Genomic DNA, 23,760 nt, shown 5'->3' on the forward strand with positions numbered 1-23,760 from the left:
CCAATTGCTTACCCCTTAAATTTAATAAAATCAACATCCAAAGGATTTTACGCATGGCCGCCAAAAAAGCACCTGCCAAGAAAGCCCCAGCAAAAGCCAAAGCCGCCCCAAAAGCAAAAGCAGCACCAAAAGCTGCCGCAGCTAAAAAGCCAGCTGCTTTGAAAGCCGTTGCCGAGCGTTTTAACAAAACTCAAATGGTTACCCACATTGCTGAAACAACTGAGTTAAGCAAAAAGCAAGTTAGCGCGGTTCTGGAAGAGCTGGGTAACGTTATCGAAGCTCACATCAAGAAAAAAGCATGTGGTGAGTTCGTGTTGCCAGGCATGATGAAAATCATGACCGTGAAGAAGCCCGCCAAAAAAGCACGTAAAGGCATCAACCCCTTCACCGGTGAAGAGACTATGTTCAAGGCAAAGCCTGCGAGCATTTCAGTTAAAATTCGCCCACTGAAGAAGATGAAGGAAATGGCGGAGTAAATTCCCCACGCTCCGGACATAAAGTTCTGACATAAAAAAAGCACCCTAGGGTGCTTTTTTTATGTCGAGCAACAAAAGCTATTGCTTACTGGCAATCCAGTTATCTACCTCTTCGCTCAACAGCGTTAACGGCACTGAGCCATTAGTAAGCACCACATCGTGAAACTCGCCATAGCTAAATTTGTCGCCCAAAGCCTGCATAGCTTTTTCGCGCAGCTCCAGAATTGTCAACATACCAATCTTGTAGGAAACCGCCTGACCCGGCCAAACAATGTAGCGTCTGACTTCATTTTCGATATCGCCAAAGGTCATCGGTGTGTTAGCTAACATATAGTCTTGCGCTTGCTTCTCGGTCCAGCGCTTGCTATGAATACCGGTATCAACCACTAGGCGCGCAGCGCGAAACACTTCGTAACTCAAACGGCCAAAGTCTTGATAGGGGTCACTAAATTCGCCCATATCTTTGCCTAGTTTTTCCGCATACAAGGCCCAGCCTTCACCGTAGGCAGAATACCAAGTCAATTTCTGAAACATCGGCACATCTTGCAACTCTTGCGCAATAGTACTCTGGAAATGATGACCTGGGGCACCCTCGTGATAAGCCAAAGACTCCATTTGATACACGGGCAATTCACGCATGTGGCTTAAATTTACGTAATAGGCTCCTGGGCGCTTGCCATCCAATGAACCGGGCTCGTAAAACGCGCCTGTTGCTGACTCGATGCGATATTCTTCCACCGCACGAACTTCAAGCACCGCCTTTGGCAGAGCGCCAAAAAAGGACGGCGCCTTGAGCATGATGTTATCGATATAAGTTTTAGCTTCCGATAAATACCGTTGACGGCCGGCATCGTCATCTGAATAGTAAAATTCATCACTCTCGCGTAGATGTTTAAAAAATGCCTGAAGGTCGCCGGTAAAATTGACCTGCTTCATTATTTCACGCATTTCACCATGGATACGCTCAACCTCATCCAAACCCAGCTGATGAATTTGGGCTGCTGTCATGTCATCGCGGGTCGTGTAATTTGCCAGCTGAGCTTCATAGTAAGCTTTGCCACGCGGCAATTTCCAAACACCATCTTCGCTGCCGGCCAGCTTTTCATGGTTCTGCATCACCGCAATCAAACGCTGATAGGCGGGCTGCACAGACGACAACAGAGCGCCTTTTGCTCGCGCCAACAGCGCTGTCTTCGATTCTGCGTCGATATCTAAGGCATTTACCTTGGCTTTAATATCAGCCCATAACGGAGAATCTTTGTCACCGCTGTCGAAAGGCTGACCAGCAATAATACCTTTACTGGTTTCTATCACCACAGGGTAGGCAAAGCGCGGTGGCAGTACGCCCTTTTTAGCGCGCTCTTCGGCAATATCAATGTGTACCTGTAAGGTCGGACCAAAGCCTGCCAAACGACTTAAGTAGGCTTCAGCCTGCCCTACATTTTCGACTTTTTGATAGCCGATTAAGAGCGTGCTCATATCGGAATGTGGACCAAAAAACTGGGTAAAAACATAACCTTGATCATCAAACTCAGCCTGGGCCAGCGCATTTTCCGCGCTAAACTCTGCAAACTTGAACGACACCTGAGCCTGATGAGGCAACCGACTCACATCGAATAAGCGACGCATGTCCTGCAAGCGCGCTTTGGCGATTGCAACAGACTCAATCCTAAAGGCTTCACTGGGGTTGTTCCACTGGCCGTAGGCGACTAAATCATCGGTCATGCCCAGATACGTTTTATATTCAGGATAGCGCTGTAGGTCCTCTTCAAAATTCGTTTGAAACCAAGCATTCAAACGCGCCGCCTCGGCTGCTGGAACTTCGGTGCCGGCGATCTTAGGCACACGTGATTCAGGTGCCGCACACGCCCACAACAGCGATGCCAAAACCCAATAAATAACCCAACTCACTCGCTGAGGCATGAAAATCTCCATGAATAATTAATTAGTAAAGCCTTAAGCATAGTAGCTTAGGCCATAGACCAGACGAGAGAGTAGCAACAGCCATCACTAACTTGAGGTAGAGCGACAAGTTTTTTGGTCGATCTGAGTATTAACGAGCCGTCTTCGACAGAGATAACACGCTCCGGAGATGGATCAACATGGTCTCTGCAGCAAGATCGCCATCGCCAGAGCAGATAGCCTCAGTCAACTTAACGTGTTCTGCGTAGCTTTCATCCACCTTGCATTGGCCCTCTAGCACCTCTCTGCGAAAATAGAGGCCATAACTGTACAGTTCTTGCGCATAGCGGCCTAGAATTGGATTACCGGCAATGTCGGCAATCTTTTCGTGAAAGTACTTATCAGCCAGCTGAAAATGTATCTTTTCATCGAGTAACTTGGCTTGTTGATCCAATAATTTAGTCAGCGAATCCCTGCCCCTTTTGTCAATTCTGTTTGCCGCCAAACGAGCAATATTGGTTTCAACCACCATACGGCTCTCAAAAACGGACTCAATGGTATAGTTGCAAATATCTAGCGTGCTTAGCTCGGGCATCAATTGGGCGCAAAGTTGCAATTGTGCTTCAGTGCGCAACACTCGGGTCTTGGCTCCTTGCGAGACACTGAGCAAGCCCCAGCTAGACAAAACTGACAGCGCACCGCGCACTGTCTCTCTGCTGACGGCAAACATCCCTGAAAGCTCGCGCTCAGCTGGTAACGAATCACCATCCCGAAGCTGGCCTTGATAAATCATCTCCAATAACTTTTGCACCAAATGATCGCGCTTGGTGCGTTTTTGCAGTGGTGCCAAACCGTCTGCATGTGTATTAAAGAGTACCTGTGTCATGTCGGCCGAGTAGATTCAATAAAGCATTAGCCTATCAAACCTTAGCCTCGACCGGTAACTATAAAAACAAGGATTGCCAACCATCGCCAGCGCTAAAGCTCAAGGATCGAACTGGACCCAACCCCTCCACATTCACCTGATTGATTTGTTCCGGCCAATGATCTTGCAAGGCATCGAAACTAAACCATAACGCCACTGGATTAGACGGCAAGGGCAGCTCTTGATAAACCCAAATGAACTTGCCCTCAACCTCTTGGCCGACAAACTGAAGGCCTAAGGCATTAGGGCCATCAAGCCCCATTGAAAAGTGGGCAGCAGCGTAACGTGAAAACTGTTGCTGAGCCGCTTGATCGTCGATTAAGTTTACTTGCCGACCCAATAACGAGCTCAATACATGCTCAGCATCATGCACATAATATCGCTGCATAACTTCTATATTTCCAGTACGCTCATTAAACAAAACCGTGGCAATGGCGGTTTTCATCTGATGCGCCTGTGCGCCGTAGGCACAAATACAAACAACCACCCCAATTAACCAGCGCATAGTCACCCCTACTTTTTCTTGAACGACGGCTTGGGAGCGACTACTTCCGTTTTACTATCATGCATAATGTCGCGATAAACCGGATCGGTTTTTTCTTCATCTTTATAAGCTTCAATGCGCGATGGAATAATCCGACGTGGATAATGATTGTTTTCCATATCCACATCAGCGGTTTCCCAATGTGGATCTACCGTGACACTTGCCAACACTTTTTCTGTAATAATCAGCTTGGACACGGCCTTGGGCGATCGACGCCAAACCTCGGCAGGAATGTAGCGATCCTCAACATCGCCATCCTCAAAGGTTAATCGCAGCAGAATAGGCATAACTAACCCACCTATATTGCTGAAATCGAACACATAATATTGCTTATCCTCTTTGACGGCGCGCGCCAGTGTTTCACGCTCCCAAGGCTCTAAATCCGCCAACAACTGTTGGTATTCATTGCGTTCTTTATTCGTCACCGTAAAGCGGTCGTGCTGATCATAATAATCCCGTAGATCTTTATTTTTCTCCAACCACGTTTCAGTAGCCGCTGCTTGATTGCGCATGACGAATAGCGAACTTGGTTTATCCTTTTCCTCTTGGCGACGCCGATCAAAATCAATATCTGGGTTCTTGGTATCGAGCCTTAGCCGATAGATTTTGTCTAAACTAATATCGACATGATCCGTTGAATAAAACCAGCCTCGCCAAAACCAATCGAGATCGACGCCAGAAGCCTCTTCCATGGTTCTAAAAAAATCCGCCGGTGTTGGCCGCTTATACTGCCAACGTGTTGCATACTCTTTAAAGGCAAAGTCAAACAATTCACGCCCTAAAATGACCTCGCGCAAAATATTTAACGCCGCCGCCGGCTTAGTGTAACCATTCGGACCTAGGCGTAAAACACTGTCTGACTGGGTCATAATAGGCACTTGAATATCTGACTTCATGTAGTCAACCACATCGCGAGGCTCTACGCCCCAAGGCATCAGCGGATCCCACTCGCGACCAGCAACACCATCCAAGAAACTATTCAACCCTTCATCCATCCAGGTCCATTGACGCTCATCAGAGTTCACTAACATTGGAAAATATATATGACCGACTTCATGGATAACAACGCCGATGAGAAAACGCTTTTCCGCCTGCGTCCAAGTGCGCGTACCGTCTTCATGCAAGGTGGTGCGCGGCCCATTAAACGTGATCATGGGATACTCCATGCCACCAACTGGGCCGTTAACACTTTGCGCAACGGGGTAGGGGTAATCAAATGAAAAGCGAGAGTAAACGGCTAAGGTATGCGCAATAGCTTCAGTAGAATACATTTTCCACAAGTCACCGCCTTCTTTTGGATAAAAAGACATTGCCATTACCGTGGGCATTACCTTACCGCCCTGCTGCACACCCTTCGCATCCCAAATAAATTTGCGCGAAGAGGCCCAAGCAAAATCCCTTACTTTATCGGCCTTAAAGTGCCAGGTTTTTGTATTTTTAGTACCGGCCTTTTCATTTTCCAATGCCTCTGCTTCGGTAACTACAAACACAGGGCGACTCGCATTTTGTGCCTGTTTCAACCGAGCCATTTGTTGCTTCGTCAACACGTCTTTTACATTCTGTAAGGCGCCCGTGGCGGAAACGATGTGGTCCGCCGGCACAGTCAACTTAACATCATAGTTGCCAAACTCTAAGGTGAACTCTCCTCGACCCAAGAACTCCTTATTAGTCCACGCCTCATAATCGGTATAGGCATGCAAACGAGGAAACCACTGGGCGAGTAAAAAAATGTCATTGCCGCCGGGGCGTGCATCATCCGGAAAGTGTTCGTAGCCTGCGCGAGCAGATACCGCATCCTCTTCAACTATGTTGAAAAAATACTTCATACTAAAAACAACACGCTGGCCGGGTCTAAGCGGCTCGGTCAAATCAACACGCAAGTTGGTGCCAACAAGTGTCATCTTAAGGGGGCTGCCCTTTTGATCCTTCAAATCCGAGATATTGAAACCGACCTCGTGATCATCCAGCCAATGCTGCCGGCGCAATTCATCGAGCGTTATTCCTGCCGGAGCCTCTTCGCTGGCGCTGCGAGTACCTGGACCGCGATTACCGATACCACCAAAGGTAAGGGTTGTTTCCGACATGGAATCACGACGAAATCTATTTTGCTCTAGCTGTAACCAAAGATATTTCAAGGTGTGCGGGGAATTGTTGTGATAGGTGATGGTCTGCTTTACCTGCAATTGACGCCGGTCTTCGTCAAGCTGAGCATCAATTTTATAGTCTACCTGCTGCTGCCAATAGCTTTCACCCGGCTCGCCGGCTGCGCTGCGATAAACATTTGGCGTCGGTAGTGATTCATCAAGCTGGCGAAACTTGTCTTCGAAATCGCCTTTGGTCTGAGAGATTGCTGCAAATGCAGCTGTGCAAAAAACAGACAACAATAAGATGCCGCACGCCGTCAATAAGCGCATATAAAGCCCCAACAGTTTTAGAATTCAACAAGGTGCTTTAAACGAATAGGAAAGAGATGACCGCAAAGATAATCTGGGTCAATGGTATACGCAATAAGTAGGGGATATCAGAAATTAGGTGGCAACCCCAGCCAGCCGCATCCCGGCACACGAAGATTCTGCTACCGTTGCTCCCTTCCGGGCCTGGCGGGGTTTACAGGGCTTCATTGCGGGAGGACCGAAAGGGGCCGCCATAACAAGCGGCGCATTATGGAGAAGTTGGCTACTGTTTGCAAGGCACTAAAAACCAACGCCCCTAGCCCGCCTCTCTCGTCCTTAACGGCTAAGACTTTCATTCTTTTCCTCGCGCTAGCAACAGATCCAGATTACGGCACACCTGCGAAACTGCACAAAAAACAACCAACACTTATTCGCATTTGCCATGAGCGTGGGTAAAAAACTATCACTACGACCTAGCCCATCGGTTAAAACGATGTACCCAAACGCCCCTCCCAAACCCGGTACACTCGCACCATGTTGAAAGTAACAGTCGCTGTGCAACCTGTCGAATAATCGCCTTTTTCTCATATATAAAAGATTCTCACGCCAACTTTAACCTTACCTCGCAAGGCGCCTTGGTTTTGCTTCACGGGTGAGGTAAAAGTCTTGGCAGAGTGCCTTTTACAATATGTGCTGGGCACCCATGGATATTTCCACGTAAATCAGGATGAGGTTTTTAACGTGCCAATTTTTTTCTATCAATCCCTTAATTCCAACTCTAGCAGCCAGCATGGCATAAGCGCCTCTAAGGCCCAGCGCTTCACGCGGGATACCCACGACGCGCAAGCAGCCTCTAGCGAAGCATGGAAACTATCCATGCCCACCGCACCAGGCGCATCGCCCGAAGTACCCGTGCACGGCCCTGCACAACTCGTGAAATCAGCCGCGCAAGGCTATATGGGTAAAGGCCAACACAGCGATCATCAATTTCTCGCCATGGTGGAAGGAAAAGCCCGGGATACCCATCAACATTTAGTCCGGCAATTTGGTAGAAGCTGCGATATTTTGGTGTACGGTGAACTAGACGGTAATAACGCCGAATGGAGCTCTATGCAATCGCACGCAGGTAACTTGGTCATCGCCAGCTCAACCGGCAAAGCCTGTAACAGCTTTAGCGTTCACGCCAGCAATACCAGTAACCACGAATTTTTGGGCTCAGGCATGGGCTGGATTGCGATAAAAAGCGGTAACGTAAACGCCGTCTTCGTTCACGTCCCCAATGCCATTGCCAAATCAGAAGACGCAGCCGTTAGCTTTTATCAAACCATTAATCGCGAGCTGGTGGCTAAAGGTAAGGGGGCAATCGATATTGTTATGGGCGACACCAACCAGTCTAGCCCCGAATTTACCCCAAGGGTTTTGTCGCGCGCCTTAGGGGCGGTTTGTCGCAATGCGACCAAGGCCACCGACCTTACGCCCGTGGATAGCCATAACAGAAGTTTCAAAGGTACCAACAGCAATGCGACGAAAATGTACGACGTTGCGGTATACAACAGCGCTAGCGTCAGCATAGGTAAAGAAGCCTATCTGTCGCAAAGCACCGCCGTCTCGAGCAATAACAAAAATCTAGCGGCTGCGGTCACTGACCACATGGGTATCGCCATCGAGGTCACAAAAACCGCCTCATAAGAAAACGCCCAGTTGTGTTAACAACTGGGCGTTTTCTTCCAAACACTGTTGGTAGTACCTAGCGTTAGATATGCTCAGCGCGCCACCCCAAAGCCCTAGGCCTGCCGTAGCTGATAATAAACATAGGCGTGCAACACCAAGCTGACCTCTTCACTCAATGCCTCAAACGCTAACCCGTAGCTGCAAACATCCGTCTCGAGGCTTTCATTGATGACCACCTTAATTTCACAGGGCAGCTGGATAATACGCCGTAAACCTGCTGCATCAACCTTAGTGACCATCACGAAACGATCACCGGCAACGCCTAAGGGTTTTGGCGACTCAATCCTACAACCAGAGGTACTCAGGTCAACAATCGTTGCCGAAAGGCTCGCCCCAGCTATTTTTATGGTTGAAATCAAATCGGTTGACACCCTAACGGCTTTACGGATTTCACCAGTGGCAACCGAAGAAGGGTAAGATAAGTAAAGCTGCGGGAAAGGTGACACTGTCACATGGGTTGTTTGGGCACTGAACGCCACCGCTGAGTTAGCTTCGCTGGAAAATAGGCGGATATTCAACTGCTCGCCTAGCTTCACAGGCCTTGAGCCACCATTTATCTGCGGCGTCGTCACCACAATGCCCTTGTTCTTTAAATAGCCAACTAATAATGAGCGCTCCCGAACATCAGGCGTGTGGTGAAACTGGAGCTGCAAAGGTATACCGGGTAATAATTTAAGCCCTTCAAATTTCATAACCACCTGCAGTTTCCTTCAAGCTTTTTATAGGTCAGCCACAAGTCTAGTCGAGATAGGTCATCTTACACGCTGTTTTCAACCACTAGCTTTCAGCGCTCAAAGAACCTACGGATTGCCGCGGTTATAGTTCGAAACTATTGCACAAAGACAAAACAACGCGTTCAATTCAAAATCCGTAACCGGTAAAACCGAGATAATGATGAATCGACTAAAACACGTTATCGGCCTGCTTGCGCTTATTTTAAGCTTAACCACATTCGCAACCGATCTTCAGAAACAAGAAGTCGTCATGGATGATGGCCACAGGTTAATGCTCTATAGCAAAGCCGCCGAACAACCCTGGGCCAGCATTCTGCTTGTGCACGGCCGAACGTGGAGTGCTCTACCCGACTTTGATCTAGTCACCGAACAGGAAGATCTCTCGATGATGAATGCGCTTGCGGCCAAAGGCTTGGCTGTGTACGCCATAGATCTACGTGGCTACGGTAAATCAAAGCGCGACAGTAGCGGCTGGAACACACCCAATCGCGCCGCCGAGGATGTAGCCATGACACTTGATGTCATTAACGACAAACACCCTAACCTAAGTGGAGTAACTGTATTCGGCTGGTCTAACGGTTCTCTAGTTGCCATGCTCACAGCACAACTCTACCCAAACAAGGTAGAGCGTTTAGTACTCTACGGCTTCCCACTCGATACCGAGGCAGAGGTTGCACGAGAGAAAGCGCCAAAACACCCCCCAAGGCTTGCCACCACCGCAGCGGCTGCCGCTGAAGATTTTATCTTGCCGGGCACCATCTCAAAAAACGCCATTGCCGCCTATGTACAGGCGGCATTGGAAGCCGATCCCATCCGCACCGACTGGCGCGCGCTTGAGCAGTGGGATCAACTGGACGGCGCTAAACTTACCCGCCCAACCCTGCTGTTACAGGCAGAGTCAGACCCCTACATGAATCTAAATGCCGACGCCGAATTGTTCAAAAAAATAGCCGCTAAAGATAAACAATGGGTGATCCTAGGCAATGCAGACCACGCGGCATTGTTAGAAACGAGCCGTTTTAGGCTCTATCATGCGGTTGTGAGTTTTATGCAAAGCCCAAACTAATACTCTATCTTAATGCCATCACAGTACGTCGGGAGAATGCTCAAGAATGGCAATTGTCATCTTTGTGCAAACATTGATTAGCACTCACAGCTTTCGCTGAGAATTTTTAATGTTCCCATCTATCGCATCCAACAACTGTGCAACACTCGGACGCTGCTTATAATCCAGCGATGCGTGGGCCCACTTCACCTTGCCTTGTGCATCCACTAAGAACGCAGAAGCAACCGCAAACTGGTGATGATCGCGACCCGACCACTGCTCAACGTCAATGCCGTAGCCCTTATAGGTTTCATAGAGTTCGGGCGTGAGCGACATCACAACGCGAAAATCTTTGTGCGCCACGAGGTCAGGGTCAGACAATACGGGAAAAGGAATTTCGTAGCGACTTTGCGCTAAGGCTGCAGCATCAATTTTATCCGCGGAGATTAGCACCGGCAAAACTTTGCGCTGCTTAAACTGGCTATAACTTTCCGTCAACTGGCGAATTTGTAAGTTACAATAGGGGCACCAACCACCGCGATAAAAGATAACTAAAAGCGTTTCTGCTCTGGCCAGCAGCTCGCTACTTTGAGCGGGTTCTCCGGTATGCGTTTTAAGCACAAAACTTGGCATGATGTCACCAACATTCAAACCATAACCGTCTTCCAGCTTACCCAATTGAGCCTGCGTCGGCGCCGTCATTTTAGATGCTTCAGGTAGATTCGGCAGCGCCAGTTCATTACCTGAAGCCACAGCGAAACCTGAAATCAGGCACAAAGCTAATGTTAAGCCGGTGCAGGGCTGTACAATCTTTTTCAACAGTATATTCATCATTTAAACATCCTTACGTTAATTGAATGTGTTTTCTTCGTTAAGTCACAAATACAGCAAACTATTAATTACAACCATCGGCATCGCAGGCTGGTGCATTGGTTGTTGACGACTGGCCGCTTTGTTCAAGTTGAATAGCCTCTCCATGCACATCGCGAATCGCCTGCATCAAGGTGTTTGCCTCTTGTGCGCCCGATACACCGTAGCGCCCAATGACAAAAAATGGCACGCCGGAAATACCATATTGCTGAGCGAGCTGCTCATCTTGACGCACGGCATCGGCAAAATCATCGCCAGACAAAATGGTGGCGGCCTTATGGGCATCCATACCAAGGTTTTGTACCAGCTCAACCATAGCTTTGGTCGACGACAAATCTAACCCCTCGCCAAGATAGCCGCGCATTAAACCGTCAGTTAATTTGTGCTGTGCGCCATCAGTTTCACCGGCCCGATCAGTAGAGCCAGCCCACTGAATTAAACGATGTGCATCGAACGTATTGGCAATCTGAACACGGTTAAAATCGCAGGGGCCACCGGCCGCCTTGATGGCCCCGGCCATGGTATCGAGCATCTCTTGTGCCTGAACAATACTGCGACCGTACTTTTTCGCCAAGCGCTCAACATAGGGCGCGCCATCCTTTTCCTTTGGCCGAGGGTCTAACTCAAAGGCGCGCCAACGAATGTCAACGTCAATGCCTTCTTGCTTCAATTGATTGACCGCAACCGCTAACCGCTGCTTTCCCACAAAACACCAAGGGCAGGCAATATCTGACCAAATTTCAATAGCGATATTCATACAACAAAACCCCTTGAAAACACTGTATTAGATACCAGACATTATGGTGTGAACACTTCATTTTGAAGAAAAAACCCAATTATCTAAGCTCTAGAGTCGAGCCAAACGGATTTGTTGCAAACATCATTAAATTTAGTTGGATTGATCTCCTGCACCGCTACTGCAGAACGAAAATTTTAATAGTTGGACAGAGACACTCGTTTTACGGCTCTCAACACGCATTTATACTCAGCGAGCCAATCACGGATTACTCTCAGGGAAACTTTGCACCCTCACTTACAAACTAATATTATCTGGCGAGGTACTTAGGTTTTTAGCCGCCGTCAGTCTTTTTGCTGCAAAGCGATAAACGAGGAAAAGAAATGCACACACGATACCTGTCGCAAACCCAGATAAATGCGATTCATAGCTAATATTGTCGAACTCATCATTGAGAGAAAGCCCATAGATATCCAAAGCGATATAAAACGGAACTAACAAAAATATAGGCAAGCGAATGGTTTTAACAAAGACTAAAAGCCAACACCAAACATAAGCTTTACTCCTTGGGTAGACACATAATACGAATCCCATCAACGCACTGATCAAGCCCGATAGACCGAGTAGTGGCAAGGTAGAGCCGACACCTAGAAGGTTGTATTGATATTCGAGAGCAACCACCACACAAGTCGCCGCCGAGAAAAGAAGGTATAACAGCGAACCAAGTGTCTGCTCGACCGCCAACGAAAAGGCAAAAAAGAAGACAAGGTTGAAAGCGAGATGTTGCCAATCGGCGTGCGAAATAGCTGAAGTAAAGTAATTAACCAACTTCGGTGCTTTCGGATCAAACCACATCTCCGAAGTAATTGACCCTGGAACTATTTCTCGAAACCGCACCACTTCAGACACCAATGCATCGCGCTGAAAGGTATTCACCACATAATCATCTAGGTGGGTTTTTGTCATTTCTAAATCGAAGAAAAATTGACTACAGGAACTGATTTCTCCTTCGAGGATGAGCGTAGAAAGCACAGGCTTTACTTCTGCGCTGAGTTCCGCCTGACAAAAATGCAATACATCCCATACAAACTGTTGGTTGCCGTAAAGCTGAATACTAAACACCAGAAAACACAGCACACCAATAATCAGTGTCAAGACCGGAGCACCGGTTAGGCGTAGGTCTAGCCTATAAGGAAAAAACATCGCAAGTCGTCCCCAATACTTTGTTTGGCACTCGAATTCATTAAGTACTTTATACCAGTGTAAGCTTACACCGCAAATTCCAATCACTTTGGCTCTCAGACGGTTTTTCCGCCTCGGCTTTGTGATAATGTCGGGTTAGATTTGGCGTTACATTAGCCAATTATCAGTTTATAGCGGAGAATGTCACCACATGGAATACAAGGCAAACACCCACAGTAAAGCGATTGGCTACCTGCTATGGATTTTTGGCTTTATGGGTGCTCATCGCTTTTATTATGGCCGCCCGCTATCGGGCACCCTGTACTTTTTTACCCTAGGGTTGTTTTTTATCGGTTGGATTGTCGATCTTTTTCTGATTCCAAGCATGGATGACGCGGCCGATAGACGCTACGTTTCCGGAGAAATCGACTACAACATTACCTGGATTCTACTCACCTTCCTTGGCATCTTCGGCGCCCATCGACTCTATATGGGCAAGTGGATCACCGCCATTATCTGGTTCTTTACCTGCGGCTTTTTCCTCCTAGGATACCTGTACGATTACTGGACGCTCAATGAGCAAATTGATGAGGTGAACGCAGCCTAGCCAAAAAGCTCGGCTGCGTATCAAATAACAGGTAGGCACCGCTATCGATAAAACCCGTACCGAGGCTATAATCGCCTCATGATACGAAACATTTTTCTTACCACCAGTATCACCTTGTCGATCTGGTACATTCTACTTGCTTGGGATTTAGCCGCTGGCCGAGCACCGGCGTGGTTGGCGCCGGCCATCAAAGAGCTAGCCGCCTTTCAAAATGGCGCGCTGTTGCTGATCGCCGCCTTGGTGCCACTTATTCTCTTTTGGGCGTGGATTAATAAGTGTCTGGATTATTTTGCTTTCAAAAAATTGGCCCAAGAAATTCGCGCTAAACGCAGCTTGTAACCTTGTTATTTCACACCGTGTATTCGGAGCCTAAGACATGCAAAACGGACTGGCAATTCGCGCTTAGGCCGGTATACGCCGTACTCACTTCGAAAGGGGTATCGTCATGAAAACCGCAATACGCTTAGGCTTGATCTTACCGCTTGTACTGTTGACGGGTTGTATGTCTGCCATTGCGATTAATAACCAAGACAATGAGAACTGTCAGCAGGTCGAGCATTGCAGCAATATCGGCAAAGCGATCTCAACCGATATTGCGCTGACTACAGCTATAGCTGAAGAAGTGCTCTCGACCCTCGAAAAACCTAAACCACTGCCCGCCCGTCATCATGCCGTTTGCGATATCGAGACCCAACAAAAAATATGCAGCGCTATAGACGGTTGTCGCTGTGCGCCGTTAAAGCCCGACGTGCAATAGTCACGCAAGGGAGATTCCCCATCCAAATTTTCAGCCATGAATCAAAGTCTGTGTGGTAGCATGCCCCACCCTGATGACATCGACCTATTGCCATGACCCCTTGGACGCACCTCGACACCGCCATCATCCCCAATGGCGGTGGTGAACTGAAACTTTCCCGACGCGGCGATGAGTTTTCTATACGCCTTTCCGGCATTCGCGGCGAGCTAATGAATAGCCGGGTATTCGGCTCGGAGCAGGCCTTAGCTGACTTAGGTTGCGAAAGGTTTAAAACAACGGCGAATGCCCGCGTCTTAGTCGGCGGATTGGGTATGGGTTATACCCTTGCTGCCGCTCTGAATACCGTTTCAGATTCTTCCACCGTTACTGTGGCGGAGCTCATTCCCGAAGTCGTTAAGTGGAACCAAGGCGAATTGGGCAACTGTGCCGGTAGGCCACTCGACGATATGCGCTCGCGGGTTTACTTAGGTGATGTAGCCGATCTGTTCGACAACAAACCCGCATCTTTCGATGCGATCTTGCTGGATGTGGATAACGGCCCTGAGGGTTTAACCCAGTCCGATAACCATTGGCTCTATTCGCTCGACGGCCTGAAAGCGATTTACCAAACACTGTCGAGCGAAGGTCGGCTCGCTATCTGGTCGGCTGGCCCCGACTCGCTTTTTGTGACGCGTTTAAAAAAGGCGAAATTTAACGTCTCTGTGCGCACAGTCAGGGCTCGCGCTGGCAAAGGCAGTCGGCATACAATTTTCCTTGCACAGAAAGGCCTAGCCATATTTTAGTGCGCGCATTTTGTTTTTTTAAGAAAATTGGCACCTGGATTGTTGCCATGACATAATATTTCGTAACACATCATCCAACGTATAAACCACGCTAAAGGGAATTACTATGAAAATACACCTAAATATCTTCTGTTTAAGCCTACTTTTGGCTGCCTCTGTCAGCTTTGCAGATGCGCCCATTCAAGTAAAAAAGCACATTAGCTTCTCCGCAGAATCTAACGCACCACAAAAAGTACAGGATGAATGCAATCTTCAAACGCAGGTGCCGTCATACCTTTCTGCCTATGCCAAAAAAGCGGTGACCTTAGTGGATGGTGATTTCACGGCTGAAGGCAAACAGTTAAAGCTGGAAATTACCAGTGCGTTTGCTCCCGGTGGTGGCGCCTGGTCTGGCGCTAAAAGTGTGGAAGTCACCGGTGAGCTCATGGAAAATGGCAAAGTTATTGGTAGCTTTATCGGTTCGCGCTACTCAACTGGCGGTATGTTTGGTGGATTAAAAGGCACCTGCTCAATCACCGCACGCTGCGCCAAGGCGATAGCCAAAGACATCTCCATTTGGTTAAAAAATCCAACTATCGACGCCCGACTCGGTGACTCCAACTAATAATCCGCTTGGGATCACTAAACATTAGTGATCCCATTATTTTTTAAGCTCAATGAAAGCCTTTGCTTGCTCACAAACCTACTGTGTCAATTCGCATTAAAAACACTGTTCACGCTTAATCTATCAGCTTTAAAAAATCAGACGGTGCCGGTGTTTCAAACTCCAGTTTTATTCGGCTCGTCGGGTGCACTAACTTCAAGCGCAGCGCGTGCAAGCCTAAGCGATCGCCGCCTTGGCCGTAGCGAGGGTCGCCAATCACGGGATGGCCAAGCCACGCTAAATGTGCCCGAATTTGATGTTGACGACCGGTTTCCAACTGCACGTGCAATAAACTACGCCCCTTTTGAGTCTTAGCTGTTTGGTAATGGGTAATAGCCGGCTTGGCATCGGGGTGCTCGCCCACATGCATAAAATAGAATTGTTCATCGAGGCGAAGTGGCTGATCAATGGTGCCGCTTTTTTGTTCAGGCTGACCTTGTACCACGGCCAAGTAAGTTTTTTCGGCTTGCGCCCATTTCGCTATCACCGCCTCGCGTATTTCACTGGAGGTAGCAAACAGTAAAACGCCAGAAGTATCTCGATCTAAACGATGCACGGGCCAAAGTTTTATTTCGCGATCCCGACGCGACAATTGGTGGCGCAATATGGCCAAGGCATTATGCTTGTTATCGTCGGCCGTGCTGACTGAGAGTAAGCCTGCGGGTTTATTAATGGCCACCAAATCGTGATCCTGATAAAGCACCTCAATGGGTTGGCTACGCAACTGATGGGCTCTCGCTTCAGGTGATTTTGGCGCGGCATCTATCTCTAGCTGATCACCGCTATTCACCTGGAAATCATGTTTCTTAACCGTATTACCATTGACACTGATGCAACCGGCTTTTAAACGCTGCTTAAGCGTGGTGCGCGACCAATCGGGCAATCGCTCCACCAAATAGGGCAGTAGCGCAGCCGTTTGATCAGCCTGAATTTTTTGCGACATAGTAAAAACCTAAGAAAGAGGTGCGGCTAGCAAGTAACCGCCAAGGAATATGAACGCTAGTTTACCGCCTCGCGTGCGCACTACCAACCTATCGATTAGGGTTTTAACTGCGTTGATCGTCTCACTCCTAGACTCACTCAGCTAAACTAGGGGCCCGTTGGGCTAAACTCGCCTTTTTTCGCCATCTTTGGTTTTACATTCGCTATGGTTATCCGCTCAAACTCCGTTGCTCTTACCCTACTCATTCTTGTTTGCGCTATCTGGGGCGTTGGCTTTGTGGTCACAGAGCATGCGCTCGGCAAGCTCAGCACTCAGGCCCTAAATGCACTGCGCTTTGCCATCGCAGCGTTGAGCCTCGTGCCGCTTTGGCTCTCGCTCAGACACAGAGAGCCAATACCCGATTGTCCTCGCTTGGTGCGTGGCAGCTTGAGCTTAGGCTTCCTTCTATTTATCGCCTTTTACGCCCAAACCGAAGGCTTGCGCTTCACTAGCGTCTCCAACGCAGGCTTTATCACCGGCATGTTGGTGCCGTTGGTACCGCTACTCAGCTGGCTAGCCTTTCGCCACAAAATCACCAAGGCCGGCTGGATCGCCGTTTGCCTATCTACAGCGGGCCTCTATGGCTTGACGGGTGGTGCGAATACCGCGCTCAACAAAGGTGACATTTTAGTATTGATCGGCGCCATCGCGTTCGCCAGCCACATTGTGCTGACGGGCCACTACGCGCAAAAGCTGCCGATTATCAGCCTCAGTATTTTGCAAATGTTAGCGGTGTCTATTTACAGTCTCTTGGCTTCGTGGCTGTTTGATCACGACCCAAGCAAAACACTCTTCTCACTAAACCCCGAACATTGGCTGCAACTCCTATCACCCGACATTATTGGTGCCTTTCTTTGGATGGGCTTGCTGTCAACGGCGTTTGGGTTCTGGGTGCAAACCAGCTGCCAAAAAACCTTAGAAGCGCACAAAGTCGCGCTTGTCTTCGCTTTAGAGCCCATTTTCGCTCACGTGGCCGGCGCCATATGGCTCGACGAACGGCTCGGCCTAATGGGGTGGTTTGGCGCAGCGGCGATTATCGCAGGCATGTTGGTTGCGGAATTAGGTGATCGGAAATCGGCAACATTGCACCCAGTAGACTTAGCGGCGGCGCCAGACCCTATGGCCGAGCCTTTGGAATCGAATCAACCACGGCAATAAATTGTCGAACATTCAACTAGTTAGGTCGTACAGACAATAGATTGACCAAGGTGAAATATGCGGGCAACTAGGATAAAGTGGCCGTTTATTCGCACAACAATAGAGCGCCCTAACAAGGCTGTCTTTCTAACCGCCTACTGGGCAACGTAAACCACAAGGATGTCACATGTTAATTGGACACTACAGTGCTGCCTTAGCGGCAAAATCTCTCAAGCCCGAGCTACCTCTCTGGCAACTGTTTATCGCCGCGCAATTAGTTGATATTGTTTGGGCACTGCTCGTATTTAGCAACATCGAACACATGCACATTGACCCTAGCTTGAAATCAAACCCGCTAGACCTGTATTACATGCCCTTTACCCATAGCTTACTCGCCACCGCCATGTGGACATTAGTCAGCCTACTTTGTATCTGGCTCGCGTTTAAACAACGCTACGGACATGCACTGTTATTAGCAGCCGTGGTCGGATCGCATTGGTTTTTAGATTTTATTGTGCATCGCCCCGACCTTCTACTCTATGACGATATCAAGGTCGGCTTAGCGCTCTGGGATACACCCTTGCTCGCCATGACCGTGGAGTTTGCGCTATTTACCGGTGCAGCCATCTGGCTACTAAGAACCCTTAACAGGGCTGAGGCAAAATTTCTAAACGCCTTCACCACGCTATTTATCGCCATGGCAGTATTTTTAGTAGCCAATTATTTTGTGCCTATGCCCACCGATAAAGCCATGGTTTTAATCAGTGCCCTGGCGATTTACGCGATATTGCCGGCACTGGCCTATTGGCTAGAATGCCATCGCCACCGAAAAACAGATGGAGAACTCATTGCCAGTTAACGCCGGCCAACGCCTGATCACATGCCGCCAGCTCATTTCACTGGCGGCCAATGTTGTGCTGATCTCGACCGTGTTGTTTGCACCGGCGAGCGATGCCGCAGAAAAGTCATTTTGCTTTGCCATGGCAGAGTCCTATTACGAACAACTCTACTGTGAAATTCGCGCCAAGGGCGAAGGTAGTAACCTACCAGCCTTCTATCAATTTAAAAATAACGCCGAGCAAACTCAAGCATTGCTCTTAAAACGACCGGCGGCAAAGATTGGCGTTGTGGTGAAAGCGCCCACGCTCAACAGCAGCTCGACAAAATCCAACCTTTCACTGCAAGCAAAAAAACCATTAAGCACAGCAAATAGGCCAGTCGATAAAGTTCAACATCCGACAAACGAACCCCGAGCGCAGCTGACAAGCCCTGAACCGGCCCTTACTCACAACACACAGGGTTGCAGGCTTAAAGCCCAACACATTCAGTGTGGGCAACAAGACTACCGCTTGCTCACAAATTTACACAACAAGCGCCTGAGCGATACGGCACTGGCGTCAACAAACAAAATGGCATTACCACGCTTTACCGGTAACATGCAGAATGAAGATCAGGTGCGCGAATACCTCTACCTCGCCTATGAACAATACTTGAATCAGATGCGCAGCATTGGCTTGGGTGGTGTAACCACCCGCTTTGGAAAATTCAGCTATTTATTTTACGACTATCACGACAAGGGGTTAGACTTTCCCGATCGTTTTGAAACACTATTCCACTATTTGAAAAAAGATAAAGCCGCACTAGGTGTATCCGAGCAACCGGCGGATAGCCAAGGTATGACACTGGCGCAATGCGCATGGCTGTCAACCCAATACTACGTATGCGAGCACGGTAAAAACAACCTCGTCTACGCTACCCAATAAGGCTCTAATTGGGCCCAAACCTAGGTTAATCACTTATGAGTAATTTCACCAAACAAGACTTAGAGCGGGAAAGTCAATCGGAACTTGGCCAAGGCCATATGTGCACCAATAACATCCATCCGCATCACCTAAAAATATACCGCATCAAAAAAATTGACGGTAAAGCGCAACAACACTGGGAACTGTTCAGCCTTTGGTTAGCGACGGCGGAAGACGTAGCCAACGGCGATGCCGAGCGCGAAGATGAGGTGTTGAATTTGAGTTCTATTGAGATTGAATTCTGTCCCTTTTGCGGTACTCAACTCGGTCAATAGACAATTTTTTCTAAATAAAGGCGCGCCAACTATGAAGCTTATTACTGGGCTGAGTCTAATCGCTTGTTTACCTCTCGTCGCGTTAACACAGACTGCGGTAAACGCCGCTGCTTGGCAGGCGCCGCCGAGTGAGCGCGCTGAATTATATGACCTAGGTGTTGCTGCAGAGGCTGAGCGAATAGCGCGCGACGTCACCCAGCTCGTTGCCTTTGGCACGCGCCACACACTATCCGAAACAGACTCAACTAGCCGCGGTATTGGCGCTAGCCGGCGCTGGATTGAAGCTGAATTCCGCCGCATAAGCGCAAGCTGTGGCGGCTGCTTAGAAGTGATTTTGGTGGCCGATACAGTATCGGGTAAACGTATTCCGCAACCCACCGAAGTGGTTAACGTCATTGCCATTCAAAAAGGCAAACACGATCCAAAACGCGTCGTCATGATGGCAGGTGATATCGACTCGCGCATCACCGACCCGATGAATGCCCACGACGATTCACCAGGCGCTAACGATAATGGCTCTGGTGTCGCCGGTGTTTTAGAAGCCGCGCGCCTACTGAGCCAGTATCAGTTCAATGGCAGCATTGTTTACGCGGCACTGTCGGGCGAAGAGCAAGGGCTTTACGGTGGCGCCATCTTGGCCAAGTATGCACAGCAACAGCAATGGAATATCGACGCGGTTTTAAACAACGACATGATTGGCAACATCGAAGGTATTAATGGGGTCATCGACAATCACACGGCCCGTGTGTTTTCCGAAGGTACCCGCTTCGTAGAAACCACAGAAGAGGCAAAGCTGCGTCGCTTTACCGGTGGCGAAGTGGATTCTGCCTCGCGTAACCTCGCGCGCTTTATCAAGAAAGTCGGTGAACACTATGTGCCCAATTTAGACATCATGATGATCTACCGACTGGATCGCTTCGGCCGTGGCGGCCATCACCGTCCGTTCAATGAAGCCGGCTTTCCCGGAGTGCGCATTATGGAAACCTGGGAGCACTACGATCGCCAACATCAAGACCTACGCAGTGAAAAGGGCGTTACCTATGGCGATACGTTGGCCGGTGTTAACTTTCCCTATGCTGCAAAATTGACCTCGTTAAATGCTGTCGTTTTAGCATCAATGGCCTGGGCACCGGCGCCACCCGCACGGGTAGAGATTAGCGGTCAGGTCAGTGCCAATACCACATTAACGTGGGCTGCCGCCGATCAAGCAAACGCCAAGCTATTGGCCGGTTACCGGATCTACTGGCGCTTAACGACGGAAGCCGAGTGGAGCCATCACCGCTTTGTCGGTAAGGTAGAAAGCTTCACCTTGGACAACATTGTGATCGATAATTATTATTTTGGCGTCGCGGCAGTGGGTTTGGATGGCTCGGAAAGTCCGGTCGTCTTCCCCGGCCCCGCAGGTAGGTTTTAATCGGGACGTTGCAGCTAGATAAAGCATTATCTAGCCGCTCTGACTACATCAGCTCTTAGGTTTAGACTGCGGTAATAACACTCATATTTTTGCCGCGACACTTTAGTTCACCGCCAAAAGTCTTTACCATGGCGCCTCGTAAAGCACGCCTAAATACCTACCACTCAAGCCAAAAACCGCATGATTTCCGACAAGTTTGCCAGTAGCTGGATTAACAATCTTCAACGGTTCAAACCATTGATATTAAAGCCCTTTGTGGTAAAAATGTGGCTTCTTTCGGCGCACAAGGCGCAGCTCTCAGCGGTACTCGTACTGGTTTTCGTGCTCGCCGTCGCTCCCAGTGCCTGTGGCGCCCTCGCAGATGCACTCTACCCACCGCCGGCACAGTCGCTGGGTAAGCGTATCGTCAAAGTATTTGCGCCCAACGTAAGCCATAAACACCCTTTGAGAGACGCGCGCTATCAAACATTTTTAACGGCTAGTTACGGTCTTTTCGCCCTACCTTTATGGCTGTTGTTACAACATTTAGCGCCCACCTTGCAAAGGGCGCGAGCGCAATCAGAAAATTACAAAAAATTAGCACTCATTGCGCCCGACCCCGAAACCAAGCAGCAACTTCTTCAAACCGCCCTTCGCTACAGCGTGGATGCCCTACCCTCGGTCAAACAGGGGCATGCCACTGTTATACGCGACACTTATGCCGACCAAAGCCAGAGCCCAACCTTAATCCACCCAGACACCCAAAGCCTGCAAGCCACCGCTATTGGCGACAATCAACGCTATCAAGTCGTTAAAGCGCTGGCCAGCGGCGGTGCTGGGGTTGTGTATCAAGCGCTCGACACCAGGCTCAAAAGGCAGGTCGCGATAAAACAACTGCTAACCCACAACGCGGAAAATGCGGCCATGGTCGCGCGCTTTCGCGAGGAAGCACATTCGCTTGCCAACCTAAACCATCCCCACATCATTGCGATTTTTGATTTACTCGAGCACGATAACCAGCTTTGGATGGTGATGGAGCTCATGCTTGGAGGCACCTTGGCAGACAAAATTAGAGTGAAGGGGTTTTTCAATTTTTCGTGCGCTATCGACCTACTGATCGATATTGCCGATGGCTTAGCAGCGGCGCACGGCAACAACATAGTGCATCGCGATATAAAACCAGAGAATATTCTATTCACGGATAAGGGCGTGGCAAAAATTAGCGACTTCGGCATAGCCAAGTCCGCGGCACAAATCACCCAAACCCAACACGGGTTAGTACTCGGCTCACCCGGCTATATGAGCCCCGAACAAGCGGCAGGTCAAAGTACCGACAGCCGCAGCGATATTTATGCGTTGGGTATTACCCTATTCGAAATGTTAACAGGCGAACTACCTTTCATCGGCAGCACCACCCAAGTGCTGACAAAACACATTACCCAACCGGCGCCTCTACTTTCAAGTTTGCGCTACGAAACACCGGTTTCGGTGGATCGCCTACTGCAAAAAATGCTCGCCAAGGAACCCGAGCAACGCTATCAAAGCATCACTGAATTGCAAAGCGCGCTAAACATGATTCAAATTGAGCTAGGCACCAGAGCCTAAGCGATCTCCAGCGTTCTGCACCAAAAATTTATTTCACTGCGGTGCTAGACAAGGCGCTCATAACCTTCTAAGTTATCAACGTGGTCGGTTGCCCCTAACGTCATCTCAGTTAGCCTCTCGCAACCTTCTTGCCACGTTTTACACTGTCAGTTCTTTATTGTATGTCCGTTTAAAAAGGCCAAGGCCTAGGAGCAAGTGCAATGAGCAAAGAATTAAAAAGTACCAAAAACACCAAGAAAAAGGCGTTGTTATCACCCAAGGAAAAGAAAGCCGCTAAGGTTGCTAAGAAAGCTAACCGCTCAGGCCTGTTTGATTAAGCCCAACGCCCTCAGGTGGCTCTCTGCCTAATCATCGCGATAGATGGTTTGAATGAGGTGAAAGCCAAATTGCGTCTTAATCGGCCCGTGTATTTCCAACACGGGCTTCTTAAACACCACGTTATCGAAAGCTTTAACCATTTGGCCAGGCCTAAATTCCCCTAAGTCGCCACCCTTCTTACCGGATGGGCACTGCGAATGCTTTTTTGCCAAAACACCAAAATCTTCACCCTTAGCCAACTGCAGCTTCAATTTCTCAGCCTCAGCCTTGGTTTTTACTAAGATATGCCGTGCACTCGCGATAGCCATCCTCAAATTCTCCACAAAAAGCATTAATACTGGTTAAAGAATACCCTATAATGCGCGCCATTCTACGCCACCAGCTCAGGAAGCCCAATGAAGTTGTTACTGAAGATTGTCCGCGAAGGCCTTGGCCGCATTATCATCCTTATCGATTTTCTGACCCGCCCAAGCCCCATGAAACGCTCGAAGCCGGAACAAACGAAGGTAATGGCCCAACTGGCAAATATGGCTTTATACCAATTCTATGCCTGCCCATTTTGCATCAAAACCCGCCGCGCTCTGCGCCGCCTCAACCTGCCCATTCAAACCCGCAACGTAAATGAAGGGTCGCCATACCGGCAAGAGCTTATTGAACAAGGTGGCGACTTACAGGTGCCCTGCTTGCGCATTGAGGAAGCTGGCAAGGTCGAATGGATGTATGAATCAAAAGCCATTATTGCGTATTTAGAGCAACGCTTCGGTCCCGAAGCCATCGGTCAGGTAAACAGAGCCGCCTCCTAAACCACCCATCGCGCATTAATCCGGCAATGACTGGCATTCTGATCGGTCATTGCAACCTGGATGGGTGCAAAAAAAGCGCCGCCATCCTTGGCTTGCGCTGGCAGAAAACATAAAAACA

The 23,760-nt window shown here is 49.0% G+C and carries 25 protein-coding genes and 1 other RNA gene; 15 read left to right on the top strand and 11 right to left on the bottom strand.

What is annotated here, in order from left to right; genetic code table 11:
• Positions 1–53 precede the first annotated feature (53 nt).
• A complete protein-coding gene (locus ACGHTT_RS11960) occupies positions 54–476 on the top strand; it encodes an HU family DNA-binding protein (RefSeq protein WP_290264459.1) in 423 nt (140 codons plus the stop codon).
• Between the two features lie 78 nt (positions 477–554).
• On the opposite strand, the gene ACGHTT_RS11965 is transcribed toward ACGHTT_RS11960, so the two are convergent.
• From ACGHTT_RS11965 to ffs, 5 genes are all read right to left on the bottom strand, one after another.
• Complete coding sequence (locus tag ACGHTT_RS11965) at positions 555–2,399, bottom strand: DUF885 domain-containing protein (protein WP_390590801.1); 1,845 nt, start codon at positions 2,397–2,399, stop codon at positions 555–557.
• 130 nt (positions 2,400–2,529) lie between these two features.
• Entirely contained in the window at positions 2,530–3,264 is a 735-nt protein-coding gene (locus ACGHTT_RS11970; protein ID WP_390590802.1) for a FadR/GntR family transcriptional regulator, read from the bottom strand.
• A gap of 58 nt (positions 3,265–3,322) precedes the next feature.
• The gene (locus ACGHTT_RS11975; protein ID WP_390590803.1) at positions 3,323–3,808 is read right to left on the bottom strand and encodes a DUF6702 family protein; all 486 of its coding nucleotides are present in this window, start codon (positions 3,806–3,808) and stop codon (positions 3,323–3,325) included.
• A gap of 8 nt (positions 3,809–3,816) precedes the next feature.
• On the bottom strand, positions 3,817–6,261 hold the full coding sequence (locus ACGHTT_RS11980) for a M1 family metallopeptidase (RefSeq protein ID WP_390590804.1): 2,445 nt from the start codon (positions 6,259–6,261) through the stop codon (positions 3,817–3,819).
• A 126-nt stretch (positions 6,262–6,387) separates the two neighbouring features.
• Positions 6,388–6,484: signal recognition particle sRNA small type (ffs, locus tag ACGHTT_RS11985), an RNA gene on the bottom strand.
• A 497-nt stretch (positions 6,485–6,981) separates the two neighbouring features.
• Here ffs and ACGHTT_RS11990 point away from each other — a divergent pair.
• Positions 6,982–7,929, top strand: a complete 948-nt coding sequence (locus tag ACGHTT_RS11990; protein WP_390590805.1) for a hypothetical protein — start codon at positions 6,982–6,984, stop codon at positions 7,927–7,929.
• A gap of 95 nt (positions 7,930–8,024) precedes the next feature.
• Here ACGHTT_RS11990 and ACGHTT_RS11995 read toward each other — a convergent pair whose 3' ends face one another.
• Entirely contained in the window at positions 8,025–8,663 is a 639-nt protein-coding gene (locus tag ACGHTT_RS11995; protein WP_390595050.1) for a flagellar brake protein, read from the bottom strand.
• 199 nt (positions 8,664–8,862) lie between these two features.
• Here ACGHTT_RS11995 and ACGHTT_RS12000 point away from each other — a divergent pair, with 199 nt between their 5' ends.
• Positions 8,863–9,771: an alpha/beta hydrolase gene (locus ACGHTT_RS12000; RefSeq protein WP_390590806.1), complete on the top strand. Its 909-nt coding sequence runs from the start codon at positions 8,863–8,865 to the stop codon at positions 9,769–9,771.
• Positions 9,772–9,855: 84 nt separating this feature from the next.
• Here the strand turns inward: ACGHTT_RS12000 and ACGHTT_RS12005 are convergent, their stop codons facing one another.
• From ACGHTT_RS12005 to ACGHTT_RS12015, 3 genes are all read right to left on the bottom strand, one after another.
• Complete coding sequence (locus ACGHTT_RS12005) at positions 9,856–10,584, bottom strand: peroxiredoxin family protein (protein WP_390590807.1); 729 nt, start codon at positions 10,582–10,584, stop codon at positions 9,856–9,858.
• Positions 10,585–10,645: 61 nt separating this feature from the next.
• A complete protein-coding gene (locus ACGHTT_RS12010) occupies positions 10,646–11,377 on the bottom strand; it encodes a DsbA family oxidoreductase (protein WP_390590808.1) in 732 nt (243 codons plus the stop codon).
• A gap of 276 nt (positions 11,378–11,653) precedes the next feature.
• Positions 11,654–12,478: a rhomboid family intramembrane serine protease gene (locus ACGHTT_RS12015; RefSeq protein WP_390590809.1), complete on the bottom strand. Its 825-nt coding sequence runs from the start codon at positions 12,476–12,478 to the stop codon at positions 11,654–11,656.
• Between the two features lie 271 nt (positions 12,479–12,749).
• Between ACGHTT_RS12015 and ACGHTT_RS12020 the strand changes: the two genes are divergently transcribed.
• The 5 genes from ACGHTT_RS12020 to ACGHTT_RS12040 all read left to right on the top strand — a co-directional run bounded on the left by ACGHTT_RS12020 (position 12,750) and on the right by ACGHTT_RS12040 (position 15,288).
• Positions 12,750–13,145 (top strand): NINE protein, encoded by a 396-nt coding sequence (locus tag ACGHTT_RS12020; RefSeq protein WP_390590810.1) that lies wholly within the window; start codon positions 12,750–12,752, stop codon positions 13,143–13,145.
• Between the two features lie 78 nt (positions 13,146–13,223).
• A complete protein-coding gene (locus ACGHTT_RS12025; RefSeq protein WP_390590812.1) occupies positions 13,224–13,484 on the top strand; it encodes a hypothetical protein in 261 nt (86 codons plus the stop codon).
• Between the two features lie 106 nt (positions 13,485–13,590).
• A complete protein-coding gene (locus ACGHTT_RS12030; protein ID WP_390590813.1) occupies positions 13,591–13,902 on the top strand; it encodes a hypothetical protein in 312 nt (103 codons plus the stop codon).
• A gap of 92 nt (positions 13,903–13,994) precedes the next feature.
• Positions 13,995–14,684, top strand: a complete 690-nt coding sequence (locus ACGHTT_RS12035) for a hypothetical protein (protein ID WP_390590815.1) — start codon at positions 13,995–13,997, stop codon at positions 14,682–14,684.
• A gap of 106 nt (positions 14,685–14,790) precedes the next feature.
• Positions 14,791–15,288, top strand: coding sequence for a hypothetical protein (locus tag ACGHTT_RS12040; RefSeq protein ID WP_390590816.1), 498 nt, complete (start codon positions 14,791–14,793; stop codon positions 15,286–15,288).
• A 115-nt stretch (positions 15,289–15,403) separates the two neighbouring features.
• Here ACGHTT_RS12040 and ACGHTT_RS12045 read toward each other — a convergent pair whose 3' ends face one another.
• Complete coding sequence (locus ACGHTT_RS12045) at positions 15,404–16,270, bottom strand: RluA family pseudouridine synthase (RefSeq protein ID WP_390590818.1); 867 nt, start codon at positions 16,268–16,270, stop codon at positions 15,404–15,406.
• A gap of 204 nt (positions 16,271–16,474) precedes the next feature.
• On the opposite strand from ACGHTT_RS12045, the gene ACGHTT_RS12050 reads away from it, so the two are divergent.
• The 6 genes from ACGHTT_RS12050 to ACGHTT_RS12075 all read left to right on the top strand — a co-directional run bounded on the left by ACGHTT_RS12050 (position 16,475) and on the right by ACGHTT_RS12075 (position 22,521).
• The gene (locus tag ACGHTT_RS12050; protein WP_390590821.1) at positions 16,475–17,467 is read left to right on the top strand and encodes a DMT family transporter; all 993 of its coding nucleotides are present in this window, start codon (positions 16,475–16,477) and stop codon (positions 17,465–17,467) included.
• 166 nt (positions 17,468–17,633) lie between these two features.
• Positions 17,634–18,305: a hypothetical protein gene (locus ACGHTT_RS12055; RefSeq protein ID WP_390590823.1), complete on the top strand. Its 672-nt coding sequence runs from the start codon at positions 17,634–17,636 to the stop codon at positions 18,303–18,305.
• Positions 18,283–19,209 carry a hypothetical protein gene (locus ACGHTT_RS12060; RefSeq protein ID WP_390590825.1) on the top strand — a complete coding sequence of 309 codons (927 nt, stop codon included), beginning with the start codon at positions 18,283–18,285 and terminating at the stop codon, positions 19,207–19,209. Before ACGHTT_RS12055 ends, ACGHTT_RS12060 begins: the two co-directional genes overlap by 23 nt.
• Positions 19,210–19,244: 35 nt before the next feature.
• Positions 19,245–19,523: a hypothetical protein gene (locus ACGHTT_RS12065; protein ID WP_390590826.1), complete on the top strand. Its 279-nt coding sequence runs from the start codon at positions 19,245–19,247 to the stop codon at positions 19,521–19,523.
• Between the two features lie 31 nt (positions 19,524–19,554).
• A complete protein-coding gene (locus tag ACGHTT_RS12070; protein ID WP_390590828.1) occupies positions 19,555–20,937 on the top strand; it encodes a M28 family peptidase in 1,383 nt (460 codons plus the stop codon).
• Positions 20,938–21,117: 180 nt separating this feature from the next.
• Positions 21,118–22,521 (top strand): serine/threonine-protein kinase, encoded by a 1,404-nt coding sequence (locus ACGHTT_RS12075; RefSeq protein WP_390590830.1) that lies wholly within the window; start codon positions 21,118–21,120, stop codon positions 22,519–22,521.
• A gap of 344 nt (positions 22,522–22,865) precedes the next feature.
• On the opposite strand, the gene ACGHTT_RS12080 is transcribed toward ACGHTT_RS12075, so the two are convergent.
• Entirely contained in the window at positions 22,866–23,147 is a 282-nt protein-coding gene (locus ACGHTT_RS12080) for a peptidylprolyl isomerase (protein WP_390590831.1), read from the bottom strand.
• 87 nt (positions 23,148–23,234) lie between these two features.
• Here ACGHTT_RS12080 and ACGHTT_RS12085 point away from each other — a divergent pair, with 87 nt between their 5' ends.
• Positions 23,235–23,642, top strand: a complete 408-nt coding sequence (locus ACGHTT_RS12085; RefSeq protein WP_390590833.1) for a glutathione S-transferase N-terminal domain-containing protein — start codon at positions 23,235–23,237, stop codon at positions 23,640–23,642.
• Positions 23,643–23,760 lie beyond the last annotated feature (118 nt).

It is taken from the genome of Simiduia litorea, from assembly GCF_042853465.1.
GTDB lineage: Bacteria > Pseudomonadota > Gammaproteobacteria > Pseudomonadales > Cellvibrionaceae > Simiduia > Simiduia litorea.